Source organism: Chryseobacterium sp. CS3K3.1 (assembly GCF_059515165.1).
Map to the genome: position 1 here is coordinate 25,819 of NZ_JCAKRV010000005.1, position 19,430 is coordinate 45,248.

The following is a 19,430-nucleotide window of genomic DNA, read 5'->3' on the forward strand; positions in this document are numbered from 1 at the left end:
TTATGCGGTTATGCTGCTATCTATCACCTGATTGTTCCAGGAAATATGCTGTACGTTTTTGTTTGTATCAAAATAAAAATCGATCCTACCTAAAAGAAGACCAGCCCATCCCACCTGATTGACAAGGACATTTTTGCCCTGTCTGTTGGTAAAGGTCTGAGGTTCCGGTAAGAATGTATGAGTATGGCCTCCTAAGATAATATCAATATTTTCTGTATTGGCCGCTAAAATTTTATCACTTATTTTATCCGGTTCGTCTCTGTAGTCGTAGCCGATGTGCGAAAGACAAATCACCAGATCACATTTCTGATCTTTTTTCAGGAAATTGGAATAATGCTGTGCAACATCAACCGGGTTGGAATAAACGGTTTCCCCGTACTGTTTTTTACCTACAAGGCCATCCAGCTGGATTCCTACCCCGAAAATCCCTACTTTAATTCCATTTTTGTTGAATATCTGGTAGGGAGAAGTTTTCCCTTCAAGAACCGTATTTTTAAAATCATAATTGGAACAGATAAATGGAAACTTCGCATTAGGAAGCACCTTTAAAAATCCATCAAGTCCATTGTCGAAATCATGATTTCCCATGGTAGAGGCGTCATATTTCATCATAGACATTAATTTGAACTCCAGCTCACCTCCGAAGAAATTAAAATAAGGAGTTCCCTGGAAAATATCTCCGGAATCAAGAAGAAGAACATTGCTTTCCTGGCTTCTGATCTGTTGGATTAAGCTTGCCCTTCTTGCAAAACCTCCCTGATTGGGATTTTTGGTATAGCTCGCGTCAAAAGGCTCTATTCTGCTATGTTGATCATTGGTATGAAGAATAGTCAGTTTATTTGCAGATTTTAAATTAAGAATTTTTAATTCCTCTGCCATCATCATATTGGGAGCTAAAGCCATTGCTAAAGATCCGCCTCCTATTGCTTTTAAAAAACTTTTTCTATCCATTATTACTTCCCGATAAAATTTAAACGAACATCCGAATTAACCACCACTTCAGGTGATTTTTTAAAATAATCGATAAACATATCTCTCATTTTAATCCCTGTTGCAATGGATTCTCCTTTAGCAAAGAATTTCATATTGTCTCCGCCCAGCGCAAGATAATCTGAAGTGGCAATATAATAATCTTTAGCCGGATCTACTGTGTTGCCGTTGATTAAGGATTTGGTTACCTGTCCGTTTTTTGTTTCAATATATAAATGTGAAACAGGATTGTTGACCTGCGTTTTTGCATAATACTCAAAAAGACCCTGTAAATCTGCTCCCTTCATTTTCACAATCACCACTTCATTTTCGAAAGGCATTACTTCAAATACATTTTTAAGTAAAATATCTCCCTTTCCGATAGTGGTACGGATCCCTCCGATATTGATCAGTGCAGCGTCTACATTTTGCTTAAGATGAGTTTTGATCCACTCATTACCTCCTTCAAACGTATAGTCAGCTAAAAGATTACCCAGATTGCTGTTATCGCCCTGTTTGGTAAGATCCACATTGGTATGTGAAATCTTCTGGTTCATTTCTTGATCCAGTTTCTGCTTATAAGGTTCGATCAATTTTACAAACTCCTCATCATTCTTTAGCTCATTATTAATAGAAATATTTTTCTGGGTCTTTACATTCACAAGCTGCGGCGCAGAAGCCGTTTTGCATGCAGTAAGTGACACCAGGGCAATTCCTAATAACAAGAATTTATTTTTCATAATCTCTTTTAGTATATGCAAATATAACTATATGTATAATAAAACATTATTATTTATTACAAATTCTTACCGTAAATGATTAAATTTGGCAAAAATAATTCTAACAGATGAGCATTTTAAAAGGAGTAGGTGTTGCATTGGTAACGCCCTTTAATGAAGATTTATCCGTAGACTTCGACAGTTTAACAAAACTGGTGGAGTACAATATCGAAAACGGAACCAATTATTTGGTAGTATTGGGAACAACGGCAGAAGCCGCAACGCTTTCTGCAGAGGAGAAGAAACAGGTAATTGAGCACATCATTAAGGTGAATAATAAACGTCTTCCTTTGGTTTTGGGAATTGGCGGTAACAATACTCTTGAAGTCAAGAAACAGATTGAAGAAGCAGATCTTTCTGCATTTGAAGCAGTACTTTCAGTGTCTCCATATTATAATAAACCGAACCAGGAAGGTCTTTATCAGCATTATAAGGCATTAGCTTCCACAGGAAAAAATATTATTATTTATAATGTTCCGTCAAGAACAGGGCAAAATGTAGAAGCTGATACTACACTTCGTCTTGCCAAGGAATTCCCGAATTTGTTTTTGATTAAAGAAGCTTCTCCTAACATTCTTCAGTATTTTGATATCCTGAGAAAGAAACCTGAAGGATTTTCTTTAGTTTCCGGAGATGATGAATATACATTGCCGGTAACATTAGCAGGCGGAGATGGCGTAATTTCCGTAATCGGGCAGGCATATCCCAAAGAATTCTCTACTATGGTACAGCTGGCTTTCGAAGGTAAGGTAAAAGAAGCTTATGAAATTCACAACAAACTGGTAGATATTACCCGCCTGATTTTTGCTGAAGGTAACCCTTGTGGTATTAAGGTAATATTGGCTGAAAAAGGAATCATTAAAAATTATCTTAGACTTCCTTTGGTAAAAGCTTCAGAAGGTCTTCATGCAAAAATTAAAGCTGAAATGACCAAAATTTAAATAATGAATATCGTTATGGGAAACGAAAGATGATTTTCCGGTAACATTTTAACATTATAATAAACATATTAAGGTGAAAGTGATCTACTTTCACCTTTTTTATTTCCATCTTTGATGTATAAAAATATGGAGTAAAAATTTTTGTCAACTTTGCATTTGAAAGTGAGAATAAAAACAAAATTTAGAATATGAAATTAATAGAAGCGAAAGAAAAGGATATTCCTTTAATCCAGGAATTGGCAAGAAGATCGTGGGAGAGTACATATGCGGGAATTATTTCAGATGACCAGATCAACTATATGCTGGGAGAGATGTATTCTCAGGATGAAATTTCAAAACATCTCGATAACCCCAATTATCATTACTATTTAATTTTTGACGACAATAATGGTTCTTTCGAAGGCTTTATTGGTTATGAACATAGCTATGAACCCGATACTACAAAACTGCACAGAATTTATCTGGTCCCGGAAAGTAAAGGTAAGGGCTTCGGAAAAGGAGCCATTGATTTCCTGAAAAAGAAACTTTCTGAAAGCAATGACACAAGAATTATCCTGAATGTCAACAAAGAAAACAATGCCAGAAAATTCTACGAATCCCAGGATTTCAAAGTATATAATGAGATGGTTTTAGATATTGGAAACGGTTTTGTAATGGATGATTATCAAATGGAATATCTAATTCACAGATAAATGACTTAAAATTTTGTAACTTTATCCTGTAATTCTATAACAGGTGATTTCTTTTTTTGATTCATCTTTGCTTCAGAACCAAATCACTTATACAATACATTCATATGCTTGGTTTTGAGCTGAAAAGCTTTTTATCAGTATATTTTTTTCATCCTTAGTGTTTAAATTCCTGTATTCTAAAATACAGGAGTTTTTTCGTATTTATAGTAAAATATTAAAAATATACACCTATTTCACATTTACTTGAAATAAATTATTATATTTACTCCATAAATGGCTTATATATACTAGGATGAAAATGTATGTTAAATTTGATTTCAATGCTCTTTGTAAAAAGGTATTGGACGAGAAACTTAAAGAACACGGGCTGAAGTACAGGTTACTGAACTTCGGTGAGGTGGAATTCTATGAGCCCCTTACGCAAGAACAGCACAATCTTTTTAAGAAAAATCTTGAAGATTATGGGATCGAGATCATAGAAAGCCAAAAAAACGCGCTGGTACAGAAAATCAAAGATGCTATTGTAGAGCTCGTCTTTTCTGATGAAATTATACCCGTAAAAGCATCTATCTATATTTCTGAAAAACTTAATCACAGCTATGGATACCTTTCCAATCTGTTTTCAGAAGTTGCTTTTACCTCTATTGAGAATTTTATTATTCTGCAGAAGATAGAGCATGCGAAGGCTCTTATCATAAGAAACAAACAAAGCCTTACAGAAATTGCCCATAAGCTGAACTATTCCAGTGTGGCGCATTTAAGTACCCAATTTAAAAATACAACAGGAATTACTCCATCCCAGTTTCAAAAAATTATTGGCAGGCGAAGAAGAGTACAAAGCACGGTAATAAACCCTAAAATGCAGTATGAATAAAGAATTTCTGAACGTAATAGTAGCAGATAACGATGAAAACACCTTGATTTTTTTTAAAAAAATTCTGAAAGAGTTGAAAATCTCTATAAAAGTTCAATGTTTCAGTAACGGGAACAACCTGATGGAATACCTGAATAATGATGATGCCGTAGTTCCGGAACTTGTTTTTATAAATTATATGATTCCCGGAAAAGAGAGCATGGAATGCCTGGAAGATATCAGTTCGAATTCAAAATTCAACAATATGGTGACGGCTATTTTTTCTGATCCGATTCCGGAACATGAAATAGAAGAAATTTTTGTGAAAGGTGCTCATATTTTTATGAAAAAACCGGATTGTTTTGAGAAGCTCAGAAAGGTACTTACGGAAGTTATTACCATCAACTGGCAGTATCATACTTCGGGTTTGAATAAAGATAATTTAATCCTGAAAGTATGATGAATAAAGGATTTATTAATTTAATGTTAATAATTTTAAAATCGTATTTATTGCATACTATTCACAAATAGGTGAAAATTTTATAACTAATCATTAAAATAATATAAAAGGCATCTGAATTAATATACGGACATTTGTAAAAGTAAACTGAGACACAAATTTGATTATATAGTAGAAGATACAGGTGAATGAAAAGTAATTGTTTCTAAAGAACAAAATTATATAAATCACGATGTTAGTTAAACAAAATGGATTATACTAATTTTCCAATTATAAAGCACAGAAGATCTTTAAACAAAACGGTACAATCATGAAAACTCAATAAGTAGTTGGAGATATTTTTATTCGTTTCATTCCCTCATCTCCACCGAAACACAGTTAGTTTTTATAATAAGCAAGTTGGAAAAAATAATTCATTTTGTTTTTTATAATTTATTTTAATAGTAATGGTTTTAGCTCATTATTATATTGTTATATAAATATTTTCACACCACATCACAAAATATTAAACCTGAACTATTAAAATAAATTTTTTTTTGGACACACCAAAAGTAATTTCTTCTAAATAACAGTTTTATAAGGGGGCCGCAGGAAATTTTTTCTGCGGTTTTTTTATGATATTTTACTCCACTTATTTTTTCCTTTGTAGTATCTGATATAATAATTTTTGATGATCAGATTGTCAGGTCTTGAAAGCATAGGATCTGCTTCAAGTATTCTTTCTACCGTATTTTTTGTTGTTTTGATGATTGCAGAGTCATTGATAAGATCCAGTCTTTTAAAATCTACCACACCACTTTGCTGGGTACCCAGTATATCTCCTGGCCCGCGAAGCTGCATATCCACTTCAGAAATTTTAAAACCATCATTGGTTTCAGTCATTGTTTTGATACGTGTTCTGCTTTCTTTTGATAATTTATCGGAAGTCATCAGGATACAGTAACTCTGTTCTGCTCCTCTTCCCACACGCCCTCTGAGCTGGTGAAGCTGTGACAGTCCGAATCTTTCAGAACTCTCAATCACCATCACAGAAGCATTCGGAACGTTTACTCCGACTTCAATTACCGTTGTTGCAACCATTATCTCAGCTTTTCCCGATGCAAAATAAGCCATCGCAGCATCTTTTTCATCCGGTTTCATTTTCCCGTGAAGCATAGTGACATTATACTCTGAATAATAATCCATCACATGCTCCAAACCTTCCATCAGGTTTTTATAATCCAGGGTTTCAGATTCTTCAATCAAAGGATATACAAAATAAATCTGCCTGCCCTTTTTAATTTCATCTTTACAGAAGTTATAGACATACAATCTGTCTTTTTCCCGGCGGTGAGCGGTAATAATAGGCTTTCTTCCCACCGGCATTTCATCAATCACCGAAACATCCAGATCAGAATAAAAACTCATAGCGAGAGTTCGCGGGATAGGGGTGGCTGTCATCACCAGAATATGAGGCGGAATCTTATTTTTGGCCCAGAGTTTAGCCCTTTGAGCCACTCCGAACCTATGCTGCTCATCAATGATTGCCAATCCGAGATTTTTAAATTTAACTTTATCTTCCAAAACAGCATGGGTTCCCACTAAAATAGAAAGTGTACCATTTTCCAGTTCTTCATGGATAATTCTTCGTTCTGCTGCTTTGGTAGAACCTGTGAGGAGGCGGATATTGATCCCTGTTTTTTCCAACAGCTCTTTGATACCATTGTAATGCTGCTGGGCAAGAATCTCCGTTGGAGCCATAAGGCAGCTCTGAAATCCATTGTCCATGGCGATTAGCATGGTAAGAAGAGCAACCATTGTTTTTCCTGATCCTACATCTCCCTGTAAAAGCCTGTTCATCTGAATCGGCCTTTTCATATCCATACGAATTTCCTTTAAAACTCTTTTTTGTGCATTGGTAAGCTCAAAAGGAAGATGGTTTTCATAAAAATCATTGAAGTGATCTCCAATAATCAGGAAAGGATTACCGTGGGATTGTGTTTTATGATGAAGCTTCTTTAAGCCGTATCCTAACTGAAAGAAAAATGATTCTTCAAATTTCAGCCGGTAATCCGCTTTATCGAAATGTTCCTGATCTTTGGGAAAGTGAACATTCAGAAAAGCATGCTGCCTGGACATGAATTTAAAGGTTTTCATCAGGTATTCCGGAAAATTTTCTTCAATAAGACTCGGAATTTCTTTGCAGATATTTCTTAACGCATTCTGGAAAAATCGTTGATTTAATCCTCTTTTGGTTAGTTTTTCAGAACTTGGATAAATAGGTTTAAGGCGGGTGTCGCCTTCTTTTTTCTCTTCCGCTTCAATTTCCGGATGCGGCATAGAAAACTGACGGTTGAAAACATTGATCTTTCCAAAAATATAAACTTCCCTGTTGATGGGAAGCTGTTCTTTCAGCCACTTGGAATACTGAAACCAAACCAGATCCATACTGCCGGTTTCATCATTGAATTTTGCAGATAATCTTTTGGTTTTCCCGGTCTGAATTTCCTGTACCTGAGTAATTTTTCCCTTCAATTGTATTTCCTGACTGGTCTCTTCTCTAAGCTGAGAAACAGTATAGATTTTACTTTTGTCCAGATAGCGGATAGGGTAGAAATTCAACATATCTTCTACAGTAGATAAGCCCAACACACTTTTGATGAGTTTAGCTCTTTCCGGACCTATTCCTTTTACATATTCTATGGAGGTTTCGAGATTCATTGTCAGGTTTCAGGATACTGTTTTTCGAACTTTTTGATTCTTATTTCGGATCATAAAAATAAAGGTCCGAATTTCGGTAAAATAAAAAAGACTTCCAAAAATTGGAAGCCTCTATAGTGAATTTTTTAGCATTAAAACAGAAAATCGGTGTTTCAAAGTTCTCAATTAATCTTTGATTTTAGATTTGAATTTTTTCTGGTAATCTTCCCATTGCTCTCTGGTCTTAATTTTTTTAAACAAATCTTTGGAAATCAGTTCCAGGTAAGGTTCCAGTTCCTTGGCAGACAATTCTCCCTGAAGAATGGTGATGGGATCGCCATGCTCATCCAGAAATACTGTACTTGGAACGGCTCCTACATTCATATATTGGGTAAACTCATGCAGAGAATTTTTTCCCTTTCTATGTTCAGTATTGGGATTGGAAAATGTTCTTCCGAAAATTTCAATACTCTTTTTTTCTTCCGCATTAAACTTTACAGGATAATAATTCTCATTTAAAACCTGAGCCAGTACAGGGTGGCCGTATGTTTTTTTATCCATGATTTTACATGGACCACACCAGTCTGCATAGAAATCAATCAATATTTTTTTTGGACTTTCTTTTTGAGCTTTTAAAGCTTCTTCGATGGTCATCCATTTTACCTGTGCAAAAGTAAAATTTAATAAAAGTAAGAGAACTATGCTTAAAATTTTCTTCATATTGTGATATTTATGTAAAAATAAGCATAATTACTTATTTTTTATTTTACATCCTGCATTAATTTTTTCACGTACGGAGATATCAAAATTAATACCACTCCGGCAATTACCGCGTATAATCCCAATTGTTTATATCCATCAGTATAAGTGATCAAAGCATCATAGTTGGTGGAACCTTCTTTTACTTTAGCCATTCCTGCTCCTATTTGTCCGGCAACGTATTGGCCATAGGCTGAAGCAAGGAACCACATTCCCATCATCATTCCTTGAAGGTTTTTTGTGGAAAGTTTAGTCATAATTGAAAGGCCAATTGGGGATAAGCAAAGTTCTCCAAATGTAATAACAAGAAGTGCAATAGTAAAAACGTTTAGCGAAGTAATTCCTTGAAGATTAGCAAATAATTTGGTTGCAAAAAGTACATAATAACCTAATCCTAAAAATAAAAAACCAAGTCCAAATTTAATTATAGTATTAGGCTCAATTTTTTTCTTTCCAAGCCATAACCATAATAAACCAAATATTGGAGCAAGAAATATAATGAAAAATGCCCCTCCGGAATTATTTACACCATTTGGATCTAATCCGAATAGATCTTTATTAAGATTATTAGCTGCAAAAATACTTAATGATCCACCGCTTTGCTCGTAAATTCCCCAGAATAAGATTGAGAAAAGTATAAAAATTAATGCTGCCAAAAGTTTTTTTCGTTCAGATGGTGTTACCTTTGTCATTTCATAGAAAAGGTATACTAAAGTAAGAGGGCCAATAATATACATAAAGTAATCAGTATATTCTGTTTTATGAACCATTATCTGAATAACTGGAATAAGTGCAAAAGTCCCAATATAGACAGCATATTCTTTCCATTTATTAATCTTTACTTCTGGATTGTCTGACATTGGGTGTCCTGGTTGTAATCCTATTGTTCCAAGTTTACGTTGTGTAAATACAAAGTTAATTAAACTAATTACCATTACAAACGCAGCAAGACTGAAAGCAATGTTCCATCTTAAATTTTCAGGGATGTAATGTGAAAGCATTTCTCCTTTACCAATCGCAATACATACATAGCCTCCAATAAGTGCTCCTAGATTAATTCCCGCATAAAATAATGAAAAACCAGCGTCTCTTCTTTCGTCATTTGGTTTATATAGATAGCCCACCATGGTTGAGATATTTGGCTTAAAAAAGCCTGTTCCTACGACAGTGAAAGATATCCCAAGAAAAAAATATTCATGAGGATTAATTGATAAAATAATGCTTCCGGCAATCATTAAGATGCCTCCCCAAAAAAGAGACTTTCTAAAACCGAGAATTTTATCTGCAAATATTCCTCCTAAAAAAGTAAATGCATAAACGAAAGCCTGAATTGCTGCATATTGTAGGTTCGCAATTTCATTTTTTTCTGCAATTTTTAAATTTGAATTTTCAAATAGGACGTTTACAATAAAAAAAGTAAGCATTCCGCGCATTCCGTAGAAACAGAAACGTTCCCACATTTCAGAGAAAAACAGGCTCCAGATTTGTCTGGGATACTTTCCTTTGAAATTTTGTATTTCATCTAAAGTTAAGCTCATAATGATATATGATTAAGTTCTAATTAAGGGTTTTTATCTTTCTGATCCAGTTCAAAACGGATTTTGTCCTGGTCAATAATTTGTTTTAATTCTTCTTCTTTTGGGAGGTACAGCAGGTATTTGCTGGCAAATAAATTGTTTTTATCATTCAAAACGGAATATTTTACAATGGTCTCATCCTTTTCTGAACATAATAAAATTCCGATGGTTGGATTATCACCTTCACCGCGTTTCAGATCATCATACATTCTTACATACATATCAATCTGTCCGATATCCTGATGAGAAAGTTCTCCTGTTTTTAAATCAATAATGACAAAGCATTTTAAGATGTAATTATAGAAGACAAGGTCGATATAAAAATCCGATGTATCTGTTGAAATATGTTGTTGTCTGGCTACAAAAGCGAATCCTTTCCCAAATTCAAGCAAAAACTTTTGAATATGGTCAATAATGGCTGTTTCAATTTCTTTTTCAGAAAATTGTTCATCAGCTTTTAATCCAAGGAATTCAAAAATATAAGGATCTTTTAAAACACTGTGAATAGTTTCCGGAGAAGATTTTTTATGTTCCAAAACCCTTTCGTAAGCAAGCGAATTGATTTGTCTTTTAAGATCTCTGTAATTCCAGTTATTTTGAACGGATTCATTGAGATAGTAATTCATTTTATCAGCATTGTCAAGCCTTATCAGTAATCTGTAATGGGTCCAGCTCAATTCGTGACGCAATGCGTCACATATTGGAAATGCATGATAAAAAGAGCGCATGTTTCTTAAGTTACTTTCATCAAATCCTTTTCCAAATTCTAAGGTAAGTTTCTGAGAAAGTTTTTTCAGCGTATATTTTCCGTATTCTGCGCGTTCTTTTCCTTGTTGTTCATCTTCAACAATCAATTTTCCAATCTGCCAGTAAGTGAGCAGTAGAGTAGAATTCGCTATACGAAACACTTTTTCGCGCGACTGCCTAATGATTTCCTTTACGGATTGGAATAAAGAATCTTCGGAAATTTCCATCATACGAAAATAAAAAAAACCTCTGACTTGGCAGAGGTTTTATGATATTTTGTTGATACATTAGTTTACACCATGCATCATTTTCTTTAAGATAGGTGAAATTAATCCTAAAATTACAGAAGCAATCCCACAAAGTACTACGAATACCATGAAGAATTCGAATAGATTGTGAATTTCAAATCCTACAAAAGTAGGGTTGTGTAGTGGTAACTGAGCTTTATCAAAAGCGGCAACCTGATCAGCTGTCAGGGTTACTTTTTTATCCAAAACATCCTGTAAATTAACACCCATTTCTTGAGCTTTTTTGAATTTATCACCTGTTGCAGGGATAAGTGCTCCTAATGAACCTGCCAATGCATAACCGGCAGCGTTAGAAATGAAGAAAACACCATATAGTAATGAAGCAAATCTTTTCGGAGCCAGCTTACCAACCAATGATAAACCAATCGGAGAAAGACAAAGCTCACCACATGTCTGGATGAAGTATAGTAGCATTAACCATTTGATGGCTAATAAACCTGAGTTTCCAAGATCTTTTACATTGTGTGCAATGATGAAATAAGAAAGAGCAATCAAAGCTAATCCCATTGCCTGTTTGAACGGAGATACCGGTTCTTTGCCTTTAGCTCTTAATTTATCCCAGATTAAACTGAAAGGAACTGCAAGAATAACAACGAAGATTCCGTTGAAGATCTGAACCATTGAAGGCGGCATATTCCATCCTAAAATGTTTCTGTCTGTTTGGTTATCTGCAATAAATGTTAATGAAGATCCTGCCTGTTCGAACGCAGCCCAGAAGAAAATAATAAAGAATGATACGATATAAATTACCCAGATTCTCTGTCTTTCCACCTTATTTTCAGCAGAAGACATAATTAAGAAGGCAAGAGAAATACCAGCTGAATAGATGAATGGATAAATGATTCCTTTAATCAATTGCCCCATTTCTACAGAATTGAATCCAAACTCACCTACAAGAAGATATCTGAAAAGGAAGAATAAAACTACAAATATTCCACCAGTGATTCCTAAAGCCTGGCCAGAGAATTTAGCAGTCTGCGTCTCTCCTTCTTCAAAGTCAGCACTTGTATTGTTTTTTGGTAATCCTCCGATAGGTCTTCCTTCCGGAGTTACTACATATTTGTTTTTAAGGATAAAGAATGTTACCGTTCCGATAACCATTGCGATAGAAGCTGCTAGGAATCCCCATTTGAAAGCGAAAATATCTCTTACTCCTGTTGCTGCATCTTTTACGTCTCCTACGTATGGACAGATGAACTGACCAAGGAAAGCTCCGATGTTGATCCCCATGTAGAAAATCGTGAAGGCAGAATCCAGTTTAGATTTTTCCTGCTTTGGATAAAGGCTTCCCACCATTGAAGAAATATTCGGTTTGAAGAATCCGTTACCGAAAATGATCACGAATAATGCCAGCCACATGATAAGTTTGGCACTACCAATATCCGCTGAAAAAGTTGAGGCACTGATGAATAATAAGAACTGGCCGATAGCCATTAACGATCCACCAATGATGATTGCATATCTGTTTCCGATATATTTATCAGCAATAAATCCTCCCAAAAGAGGGGTTAAATAACATAAAGCTAGAAATCCACCATAGATGATCGCTGCATCAGCTTCTTTTATCAATAAGGAATTTACCATGAAGAGCGTCAAAAGAGCTCTCATTCCATAAAAGTTGAAACGCTCCCACATTTCTGTTCCGAAAAGAACCCATAATCCTTTAGGATGCCTGGAATTCTTATTCTCTACAAATTCATCCGGTTTCGGACTCAATGCTTCAATATTATCCATTTCTATTGTTAATTTTTGTTAAGACTGACAAATATAGTTTATTTTGGGTTTTTGGCAAGGTTTTAATTTTATTTTTAAATAAAAAAGCTGCGGGACTATTCCGCAGCTTAGTTATCTTTATCATATTGAGCATTTTAATGCCCTTTTTCTGTCATAATCTTATTCAGTCTTTTTAACATAGAAAGACCTAAAAGTGTAGCAAATATTAACAAAGCGAAGTTAACAAGGAAATAATTCGTTTTGTTTTCATAATTGTACCATGTACTTGCAAGAATTCCTGAAAGCTTATTTCCAACTGAGTTAGCCAGGAAAAATCCACCCATCATCAATGCTGTAATCCTTGCAGGCGAAAGTTTAGATACAAAAGAAAGTCCCATTGGAGAAAGGCATAGCTCCCCGATAGTAATGACTCCGTAGCTGGCAACCAGCCATAGAGGAGATACTTTTACAGCGCCATTGTCTCCGGCCATTACGGCTAAAACCATGACAAGGCAGGAAAGTCCTGAAATAAATAAACCTAAAACAATCTTGGTAGGCGTTAATGGTTCTTTTCCTTTTCTTCTCAACAATGCCCAGAATCCTACAATAACAGGAGTTAACGCAATAACCCAGAACGGATTGATAGACTGAAACAGTTCTGTATTGTATAGATAAACTTTGTTTTCAGGGTTTTTCTCAAGAGCAGCACGCTGCTCTGGGGATATGTTTTTAAAGTATACATCTTTTCCCATTTCCTTTTTAGTCTCCCCATTATCATCTTTCTGAGAACGGAACTGGTTATCATAAACAGGAGTTTCTTTGTCTTCATAACTCTTACCATCCACCATATAGATACCTTCCAGAGGCTTTTCAAGAGAAGCCGGAACACTTCTGTCCGTGTAATAATTAGCCCATCTTGTCAATGCTGTACCGTTTTGTTTGAAGACCGCCCAGAAGAACATACTGATCAGGAATACAGAAAGTAATGCTCCGATAGAGGCTTTTTCATCAGGTTTAGCCTTAAAATAAAGGGATGCATAGAAATAAATAACGGGTACACAGGCGAAAATAAAGGCATCCGTACTGTCACTTCCGAAAATATTTCCAGGAATAAACCAACCTATTGCTCCGGCAACGATAGCAGGAACAAATACTTTGATCAGAATTTCTGAAAGCTTGGTATCTCCTTCCTGTACAGGTTTCATCTGTGCAGCATGAATGTAATGCTTTCTTCCGATGGTAAAAATAACCATTCCGATAAGCATTCCTACACCCGCAGTGATGAAAGCTTCACCCCAACCGAATTTATTACGCATGAAAGCAGCAATAATGTTACAGATAAATGCCCCGATATTGATTCCCATATAGAAAATATTATATCCGGAGTCTTTATTAGCTTTATAAGGTTCTTCTGAATAAAGATTTCCTAATAATGTGGAAATAGTAGGCTTAAAGAAACCGTTTCCGATAATAATTAATGCCAGAGAGGTATAAAACAGGGGTAGATCTTTAAAAACTCCCATTCCTATATATCCTGCAGCCATTAAAAAACCTCCAAGATAAATAGATTTAATATATCCTAACACTCTGTCTGCCAGGAATCCTCCAATAAAGGGTGTCAGATAAGTTAAAGCAATATAAGTTCCGAAAATGTCATCAGCAGTTTTATCCGGAAGTCCAAGTCCGCCTTTCATGCCTGTAGGCTCAATAACATAGAGAACAAAGATTCCAAGAATCAGGTAATACCCGAAACGCTCCCACATTTCTGTAAAAAAGAGATAGGGCAGCCCTTTAGGATGTTTAGTCTTCATATAATCAATTTTCAAATTTCCCAAAAATAGCTTTTTAATTTTAATTGATAAAATAAATAATACCCACGTAAATGATTAATGAAATAAATATAAAATTTTAAGTGTAAAGGGAGATTTATATTGCTGGATTTAACTTGTACACAGACTGTAAATAATGTAAATAGAGGTTGTACACATAATATACAAAATTATTTCTCTATAAAGTGATATTTGTTTTCTAGTTTCGAACTGTCAATAGTGACACGTAATTAAAAAAACATTTATTATGAAAAAATTAAAAAAAATTTCGAGAGAAGAATTAAAAAGTGTCCAAGGAGGTTTCAAAGATTTTTGTCAGCCGGGAGCTAATGATGTATGTGCACAATATGGATTAGAGTGTGGCTTTTGGTATACGGTACAGAATGGCGAGGTGGTTGAATCTCATAATGCTTGTATGTAATGATGTTAACTTGAATGACAGGTCATTAAAGAGGCTGTCTCAAAAGTACCCCCTTTCTCGGACTCCTGCCTGACAACTTTTGTCATTTAGGAAATTCTCAGAGCGTTAATTTACCTTTTGAGACAGCCTCTTTTTCTTTATTTTTTAATACTGAATACGGTTTATATCCTCATGAAATCATCACTTTTTATCTTATTACTCATATCGAATATTTTAGCTGGACAGAATATTACTTTTATATATGAGCTCACCTTCAGAACTCAAAAAAAAGATGTAAAACAAGAATATTACTATCTGGATGTTTTGGGTAAGCAATCTGTTTTCAGATCAGGAAAAGCACGTGAAGCAGACTCATTAATGCAAAAAAATGGGTATTGGAATAGTCGTAAGCCTATTTTTGAAGATATATATTCATTCAAAAACTTAATCAATAATAAAGTTTACAAAAGTGTCACACACCCTGCTATGTATGATTTATATTATATTAATATTAATGATCAGTTAAACTGGAAAGTTCTATCTGATACAATGAAAGTTGATGCTGTGGAATGCCAGAAAGCCACAACACAGTATGGTGGGCGAAATTGGATTGCCTGGTTTGATCCTAAAAGTCCAATACAAGAGGGACCCTATATATTTTATGGGCTTCCGGGATTAATTATTAAACTTTCAGATGAACAAAAGGATTTTGATTTTAATCTTATTAAAATTAAAAAGTCTGGTAAAAATAATATGTTCTATTTAAGAAAGGGAAAAGAAATAAGCTGGGATGCATATAAGAAATTACAAATAGATTATTATAATGATCCATTGGCGGAAATAAAAATCAGAAATATTAAAACAAAAATTGGCGACGCTAATGGAAATCCTGTTCATATAAGTTTTAAAGAAATTACAGAAAGTATTCAGAATCAGATAAAAGGAGGGAGTAATCCTATAGAATTGGATAGAGCGGTAAAATATCCTTAACCAATTAACGATGACTTATCCTTTTAATTAATATCTTTATCAATGACACGGAATACCCGGTTCAGTATGAAAGAGCAGATCTGGAGTTCTTTATCCCGGAATTATTATCCGAAAATTAAATTGTTATGAAAAGCTTATTATTTATATTGCTGGGAACATGCATGATGTTTGCTCAGAACAACAGGTTCATCTATGAGGTGAAATACAAGAAAGATTCAACCTCAAAAGATATCACCAGGGAAAATTATTATCTGGATATAACAAAAGAGGATATAGCCTATTATAACAGACTGAATTATATTAATGATTCAATATTTAATGCTACCGGGCACTATGGGTTTAAAGGTAATAGACTGACTTCATTTTTAATAAAAAAGAAGGATGATAATATATACCAAAACTATGAATATATCGGAGATGTGAATTTTTATAAACTATCTGAGGAAACGAAGCAACACTGGAATATTACAGACAGTATAAAGGTTTCCAGTAATTTCCAGCTTCAAAAAGCTACTACACAGTTCGGAGGAAGAAACTGGATCGCATGGTTTACTAAAGATATCCCAATGCCCTACGGACCTTATAAGTTTAACGGATTACCGGGATTGATTATGGAATTGTATGATACAAAAAAGAATTATTATTTTAATGTAATTAAGAGTGAAAAGATTCCGGATGATTATCAACGTAATTCATTAAATAATTATATCTCCAGAGCGATTCCCGTTACACAGAAGGATTTAAATAAACTAAGGTTGGACCTCTATTCCAATCCCTTTAAATACGCTTTTAATGGAAGTCTTACAATCCCTGAAGGAAAAAAGTTACTGCTGGATGATGGAACAGTTCTCTCCAAAGAACAGCTGAAACCCGCAGAAGCCAACGAAAGAAAAAAATTAAAAGCCTTTAATAACCCTATAGAATTGGATAAAGCGGTGAAATATCCTAATTAAAAAAATACCTTTCAGAATTTCTGAAAGGTATTTTTTATGAGTTATAAATTGAATATTATAGATTATTCAGGATGAAATCCGTCATTTTCTGGTATAACTGAGGTCTTGTCTGTCCACCGTAAATTCCGTGGTTTTTATCAGGATAAGCCATGAAATCAAACTGTTTTTTGTTTTGAATCAAAGCTTCTGAAAACTCCATAGAATTCTGGAAATGAACATTATCATCAGCCGTTCCGTGGATTAATAAGAATTTGCCTTTTAATAGGTTAGCGTATTCCGTAGGAGAATTTTTATCATATCCATCAGGGTTTTCCTGAGGTGTTCTCATAAATCTTTCTGTGTATACAGAGTCATAATATCTCCAGTTGGTTACAGGTGCTACAGCAATTCCTACTTTGAAGACATCAGCTCCTTTCGTCATGGCTAAACTGGTCATATAACCACCAAAGCTCCATCCGAACATTCCGATTCTGCTTTTATCAATATAAGATTGGTTTCCGAACCACTTAGCTGCTGTGATCTGATCTTCAATCTCATATTTTCCTAAATTCATATAAGTTACTTTCTTATATTTTGCTCCTTTATAACCCGTTCCACGGCCGTCTACACAAGCAACAATATATCCTTTTTGTACAAGGTGATTGAACCAAATCGCATTTCCGTTATCCCATGAGTTGGCTACCTGCTGAGATCCCGGGCCTGAATACTGGAACATAAACAGAGGATATTTCTTATTTGGATCGAAATTTTTAGGCTTCATAATCCAGGCATTCATCTGGTCACCTACTGCATTTGGAATGGTAATGAATTCTTTTTCAACAAAATTATCAGCTTTTAGTTTCTGCAACTGGTCATTGTTGTTCTGAAGCTCTTTTACTGCTTTCCCGTTACCGTCTTTTAAAACATAGGTATGAGGTTTAGCTGCTGTAGAAGATGTTTCAATGAAATAATTATAGTTTTTGCTGAAGTTTGCAGAGTTGTTTCCTTCTGCATTGGAGATCAGCTGGGTTTTTCCGTTTTCAATATTGACTTTGGAAATAACTTTATTGATACTTCCTTTTTCGGTAGTCTGAACATAAATTTCTTTGGACTTTGGATTAAACCCATAGTAATCGGTTACCTCCCAGTTTCCTTTAGTAATTTGTTTTTTTAGTTTTCCGTCTTTGTCATACCAGTAAAGGTGTCGGTTTCCATCTCTCTCAGAAGCCCAAAGGAATGAATCATCCTCAAGGAATTCAAGAGTAGGGCTGTCTGTATCCACCCATTTTTCATCAGTTTCTGTAAACAACTTCTGAACTGCTCCGGTTTTTGTGTTCACTTTTAAAATATCAGAAGCATTTTGTATCCTTTCAGAAGTGATCAGAACCATTTCGTCCGGCTTTGCGGTCTGAAATACATTCGGGATGTAATAGTTTTTGAAAGAACCCAGGTTCAGCTGCATTGTTTTCCCGTTATCAAGACGGTATAGCTGTGCTGAAACTACAGAGTTTTTCTCACCTGCTTTTGGATATTTATAACGCATTTCTGTAGGATAAAGCGTTTTTCCGTAGATAGGAATATAGATTTCCGGAACCTGGCTTTCATCAGACTTTACAAATACGATGGCATCAGAATTTTTTGTCCATTCATATTGTTTTGCATGCCCGAATTCTTCCTCATATACCCAGTCTGCCAAACCGTTCAGGATTGAATTCTTTTTACCATCCGTTGTAATCTGTGTGATTTTTCCTGAATTGAGATCCTGATAGAAAAGATTATTGTCAGAAATAAAAGCCACTTTCGTAGCGTCCGGTGAAAATGAAGGCTCCTGAACAGGTTTTCCTTCATTCAGGCTGATTACTTTCCCGGATTTTAAATCTTTAACATCAAATTTCCCCAGAAAAGAATGTCTGTAAATAGGCTGGCTTCCTGTCTGTAAAAGAATTTTAGATTCATCATCAGAAAAGATATAACTTTCAAATTTTCCATCTACAAGATTCCCTTCTTTTTGTGAAGTTTTGTAAGAATATTTGGCAATGCCTGACGGTTCAATGACCAGGTAATTTTCTCCGTTTTTCATGGAAGTGATCCCTGCGATCCCCTTTCCACGGTAATATCCTGAATATATTTTATCTAAAGTGATTTCCTGTGCTGACACATTTTGGAATACCGCCGCAACAGTAAGAGTTAAGAGTAATTTTTTCATTTCTAATAGTAATGGATTTCAAAGATAATAATTTTATTAAATGTATAAAAAAGCTTTTCAAATAAGCTTTTTGGCAAAAAAATTGAATATCATACCTTATAATCAAATCAAATAATAATTATGGAAACGAATGCATACAACCAGAAACTGAACCGTTATGTATTAAACGATCAGATTGTTTATACAGGTTTTTCCAGTTTTAAAGACGCTGAAGAATGTGCTCATAAAAAAGGAGGAACATTGGTGGAAGTAGTTTTTAGAGACGGAAATGATAATCCCGAAATTACTGATGAGGCGGGGTTGATAGAGAAAAAAATTCATTACTATGTGTATGCAGGCGATGAGTATAAATTTATCCATTCCTCAGATCCGGGATTTAGAAAATATGCAGATGAGCTGCAGAAAATAAAAGCAAAACTGCAACAATCTCCACCGGATGAAAGATATTTAGCCAATTTTGAGATTGAAAATGCGGAAGACCCGATTATTGTGATCAAAAATGATCATTTTGAATCGGTAACATCGAGAGAGCGTTCAAAATATTTGAAACATGCCTGTGTTTATGAATTAGGGGTATCCCTGCCAAAATCTTAAAA

17 protein-coding genes are annotated in these 19,430 nt (G+C 34.7%); 8 read left to right on the forward strand and 9 right to left on the reverse strand.

Annotated features, from left to right (window positions below; translation table 11 throughout):
- Together AC5YGI_RS06465 and AC5YGI_RS06470 are read right to left on the reverse strand one after the other, a co-directional pair.
- On the reverse strand, positions 1–951 hold the full coding sequence (locus tag AC5YGI_RS06465; protein ID WP_496167836.1) for a bifunctional metallophosphatase/5'-nucleotidase: 951 nt from the start codon (positions 949–951) through the stop codon (positions 1–3).
- A 2-nt stretch (positions 952–953) separates the two neighbouring features.
- Positions 954–1,709 carry a 5'-nucleotidase C-terminal domain-containing protein gene (locus tag AC5YGI_RS06470; protein ID WP_496167837.1) on the reverse strand — a complete coding sequence of 252 codons (756 nt, stop codon included), beginning with the start codon at positions 1,707–1,709 and terminating at the stop codon, positions 954–956.
- Positions 1,710–1,816: 107 nt separating this feature from the next.
- Here AC5YGI_RS06470 and dapA point away from each other — a divergent pair, with 107 nt between their 5' ends.
- From dapA to AC5YGI_RS06490, 4 genes are all read left to right on the forward strand, one after another.
- Entirely contained in the window at positions 1,817–2,689 is an 873-nt protein-coding gene (gene dapA / locus AC5YGI_RS06475) for a 4-hydroxy-tetrahydrodipicolinate synthase (RefSeq protein WP_227942296.1), read from the forward strand.
- 188 nt (positions 2,690–2,877) lie between these two features.
- Positions 2,878–3,381, forward strand: coding sequence for a GNAT family N-acetyltransferase (locus tag AC5YGI_RS06480; RefSeq protein ID WP_454511452.1), 504 nt, complete (start codon positions 2,878–2,880; stop codon positions 3,379–3,381).
- A gap of 292 nt (positions 3,382–3,673) precedes the next feature.
- Positions 3,674–4,255, forward strand: coding sequence for a helix-turn-helix domain-containing protein (locus tag AC5YGI_RS06485; protein ID WP_110009546.1), 582 nt, complete (start codon positions 3,674–3,676; stop codon positions 4,253–4,255).
- Entirely contained in the window at positions 4,248–4,694 is a 447-nt protein-coding gene (locus tag AC5YGI_RS06490) for a response regulator (protein ID WP_496167838.1), read from the forward strand. Before AC5YGI_RS06485 ends, AC5YGI_RS06490 begins: the two co-directional genes overlap by 8 nt.
- Before the next feature lie 612 nt (positions 4,695–5,306).
- On the opposite strand, the gene recG is transcribed toward AC5YGI_RS06490, so the two are convergent.
- From recG to AC5YGI_RS06520, 6 genes are all read right to left on the reverse strand, one after another.
- Positions 5,307–7,394, reverse strand: a complete 2,088-nt coding sequence (recG, locus tag AC5YGI_RS06495) for an ATP-dependent DNA helicase RecG (protein WP_496167840.1) — start codon at positions 7,392–7,394, stop codon at positions 5,307–5,309.
- Between the two features lie 165 nt (positions 7,395–7,559).
- A complete protein-coding gene (locus AC5YGI_RS06500) occupies positions 7,560–8,093 on the reverse strand; it encodes a thioredoxin family protein (RefSeq protein ID WP_330745347.1) in 534 nt (177 codons plus the stop codon).
- Between the two features lie 41 nt (positions 8,094–8,134).
- Positions 8,135–9,670 (reverse strand): peptide MFS transporter, encoded by a 1,536-nt coding sequence (locus AC5YGI_RS06505; protein ID WP_496167841.1) that lies wholly within the window; start codon positions 9,668–9,670, stop codon positions 8,135–8,137.
- Positions 9,671–9,693: 23 nt separating this feature from the next.
- Positions 9,694–10,686, reverse strand: coding sequence for a PDDEXK nuclease domain-containing protein (locus AC5YGI_RS06510; protein WP_330745349.1), 993 nt, complete (start codon positions 10,684–10,686; stop codon positions 9,694–9,696).
- Positions 10,687–10,743: 57 nt separating this feature from the next.
- A complete protein-coding gene (locus tag AC5YGI_RS06515; protein ID WP_227942289.1) occupies positions 10,744–12,498 on the reverse strand; it encodes a peptide MFS transporter in 1,755 nt (584 codons plus the stop codon).
- Positions 12,499–12,632: 134 nt separating this feature from the next.
- A complete protein-coding gene (locus AC5YGI_RS06520) occupies positions 12,633–14,288 on the reverse strand; it encodes a peptide MFS transporter (protein ID WP_110009539.1) in 1,656 nt (551 codons plus the stop codon).
- 265 nt (positions 14,289–14,553) lie between these two features.
- Between AC5YGI_RS06520 and AC5YGI_RS06525 the strand changes: the two genes are divergently transcribed.
- The 3 genes from AC5YGI_RS06525 to AC5YGI_RS06535 all read left to right on the forward strand — a co-directional run bounded on the left by AC5YGI_RS06525 (position 14,554) and on the right by AC5YGI_RS06535 (position 16,649).
- Entirely contained in the window at positions 14,554–14,727 is a 174-nt protein-coding gene (locus AC5YGI_RS06525) for a bacteriocin-like protein (RefSeq protein WP_330745350.1), read from the forward strand.
- A 171-nt stretch (positions 14,728–14,898) separates the two neighbouring features.
- Complete coding sequence (locus AC5YGI_RS06530; RefSeq protein ID WP_330745351.1) at positions 14,899–15,696, forward strand: GLPGLI family protein; 798 nt, start codon at positions 14,899–14,901, stop codon at positions 15,694–15,696.
- 125 nt (positions 15,697–15,821) lie between these two features.
- Positions 15,822–16,649, forward strand: a complete 828-nt coding sequence (locus tag AC5YGI_RS06535) for a GLPGLI family protein (RefSeq protein WP_496167842.1) — start codon at positions 15,822–15,824, stop codon at positions 16,647–16,649.
- A gap of 55 nt (positions 16,650–16,704) precedes the next feature.
- On the opposite strand, the gene AC5YGI_RS06540 is transcribed toward AC5YGI_RS06535, so the two are convergent.
- Positions 16,705–18,834 (reverse strand): S9 family peptidase, encoded by a 2,130-nt coding sequence (locus AC5YGI_RS06540; RefSeq protein WP_446106680.1) that lies wholly within the window; start codon positions 18,832–18,834, stop codon positions 16,705–16,707.
- Positions 18,835–18,954: 120 nt separating this feature from the next.
- Here AC5YGI_RS06540 and AC5YGI_RS06545 point away from each other — a divergent pair, with 120 nt between their 5' ends.
- On the forward strand, positions 18,955–19,428 hold the full coding sequence (locus AC5YGI_RS06545; RefSeq protein ID WP_062675487.1) for a hypothetical protein: 474 nt from the start codon (positions 18,955–18,957) through the stop codon (positions 19,426–19,428).
- Positions 19,429–19,430 lie beyond the last annotated feature (2 nt).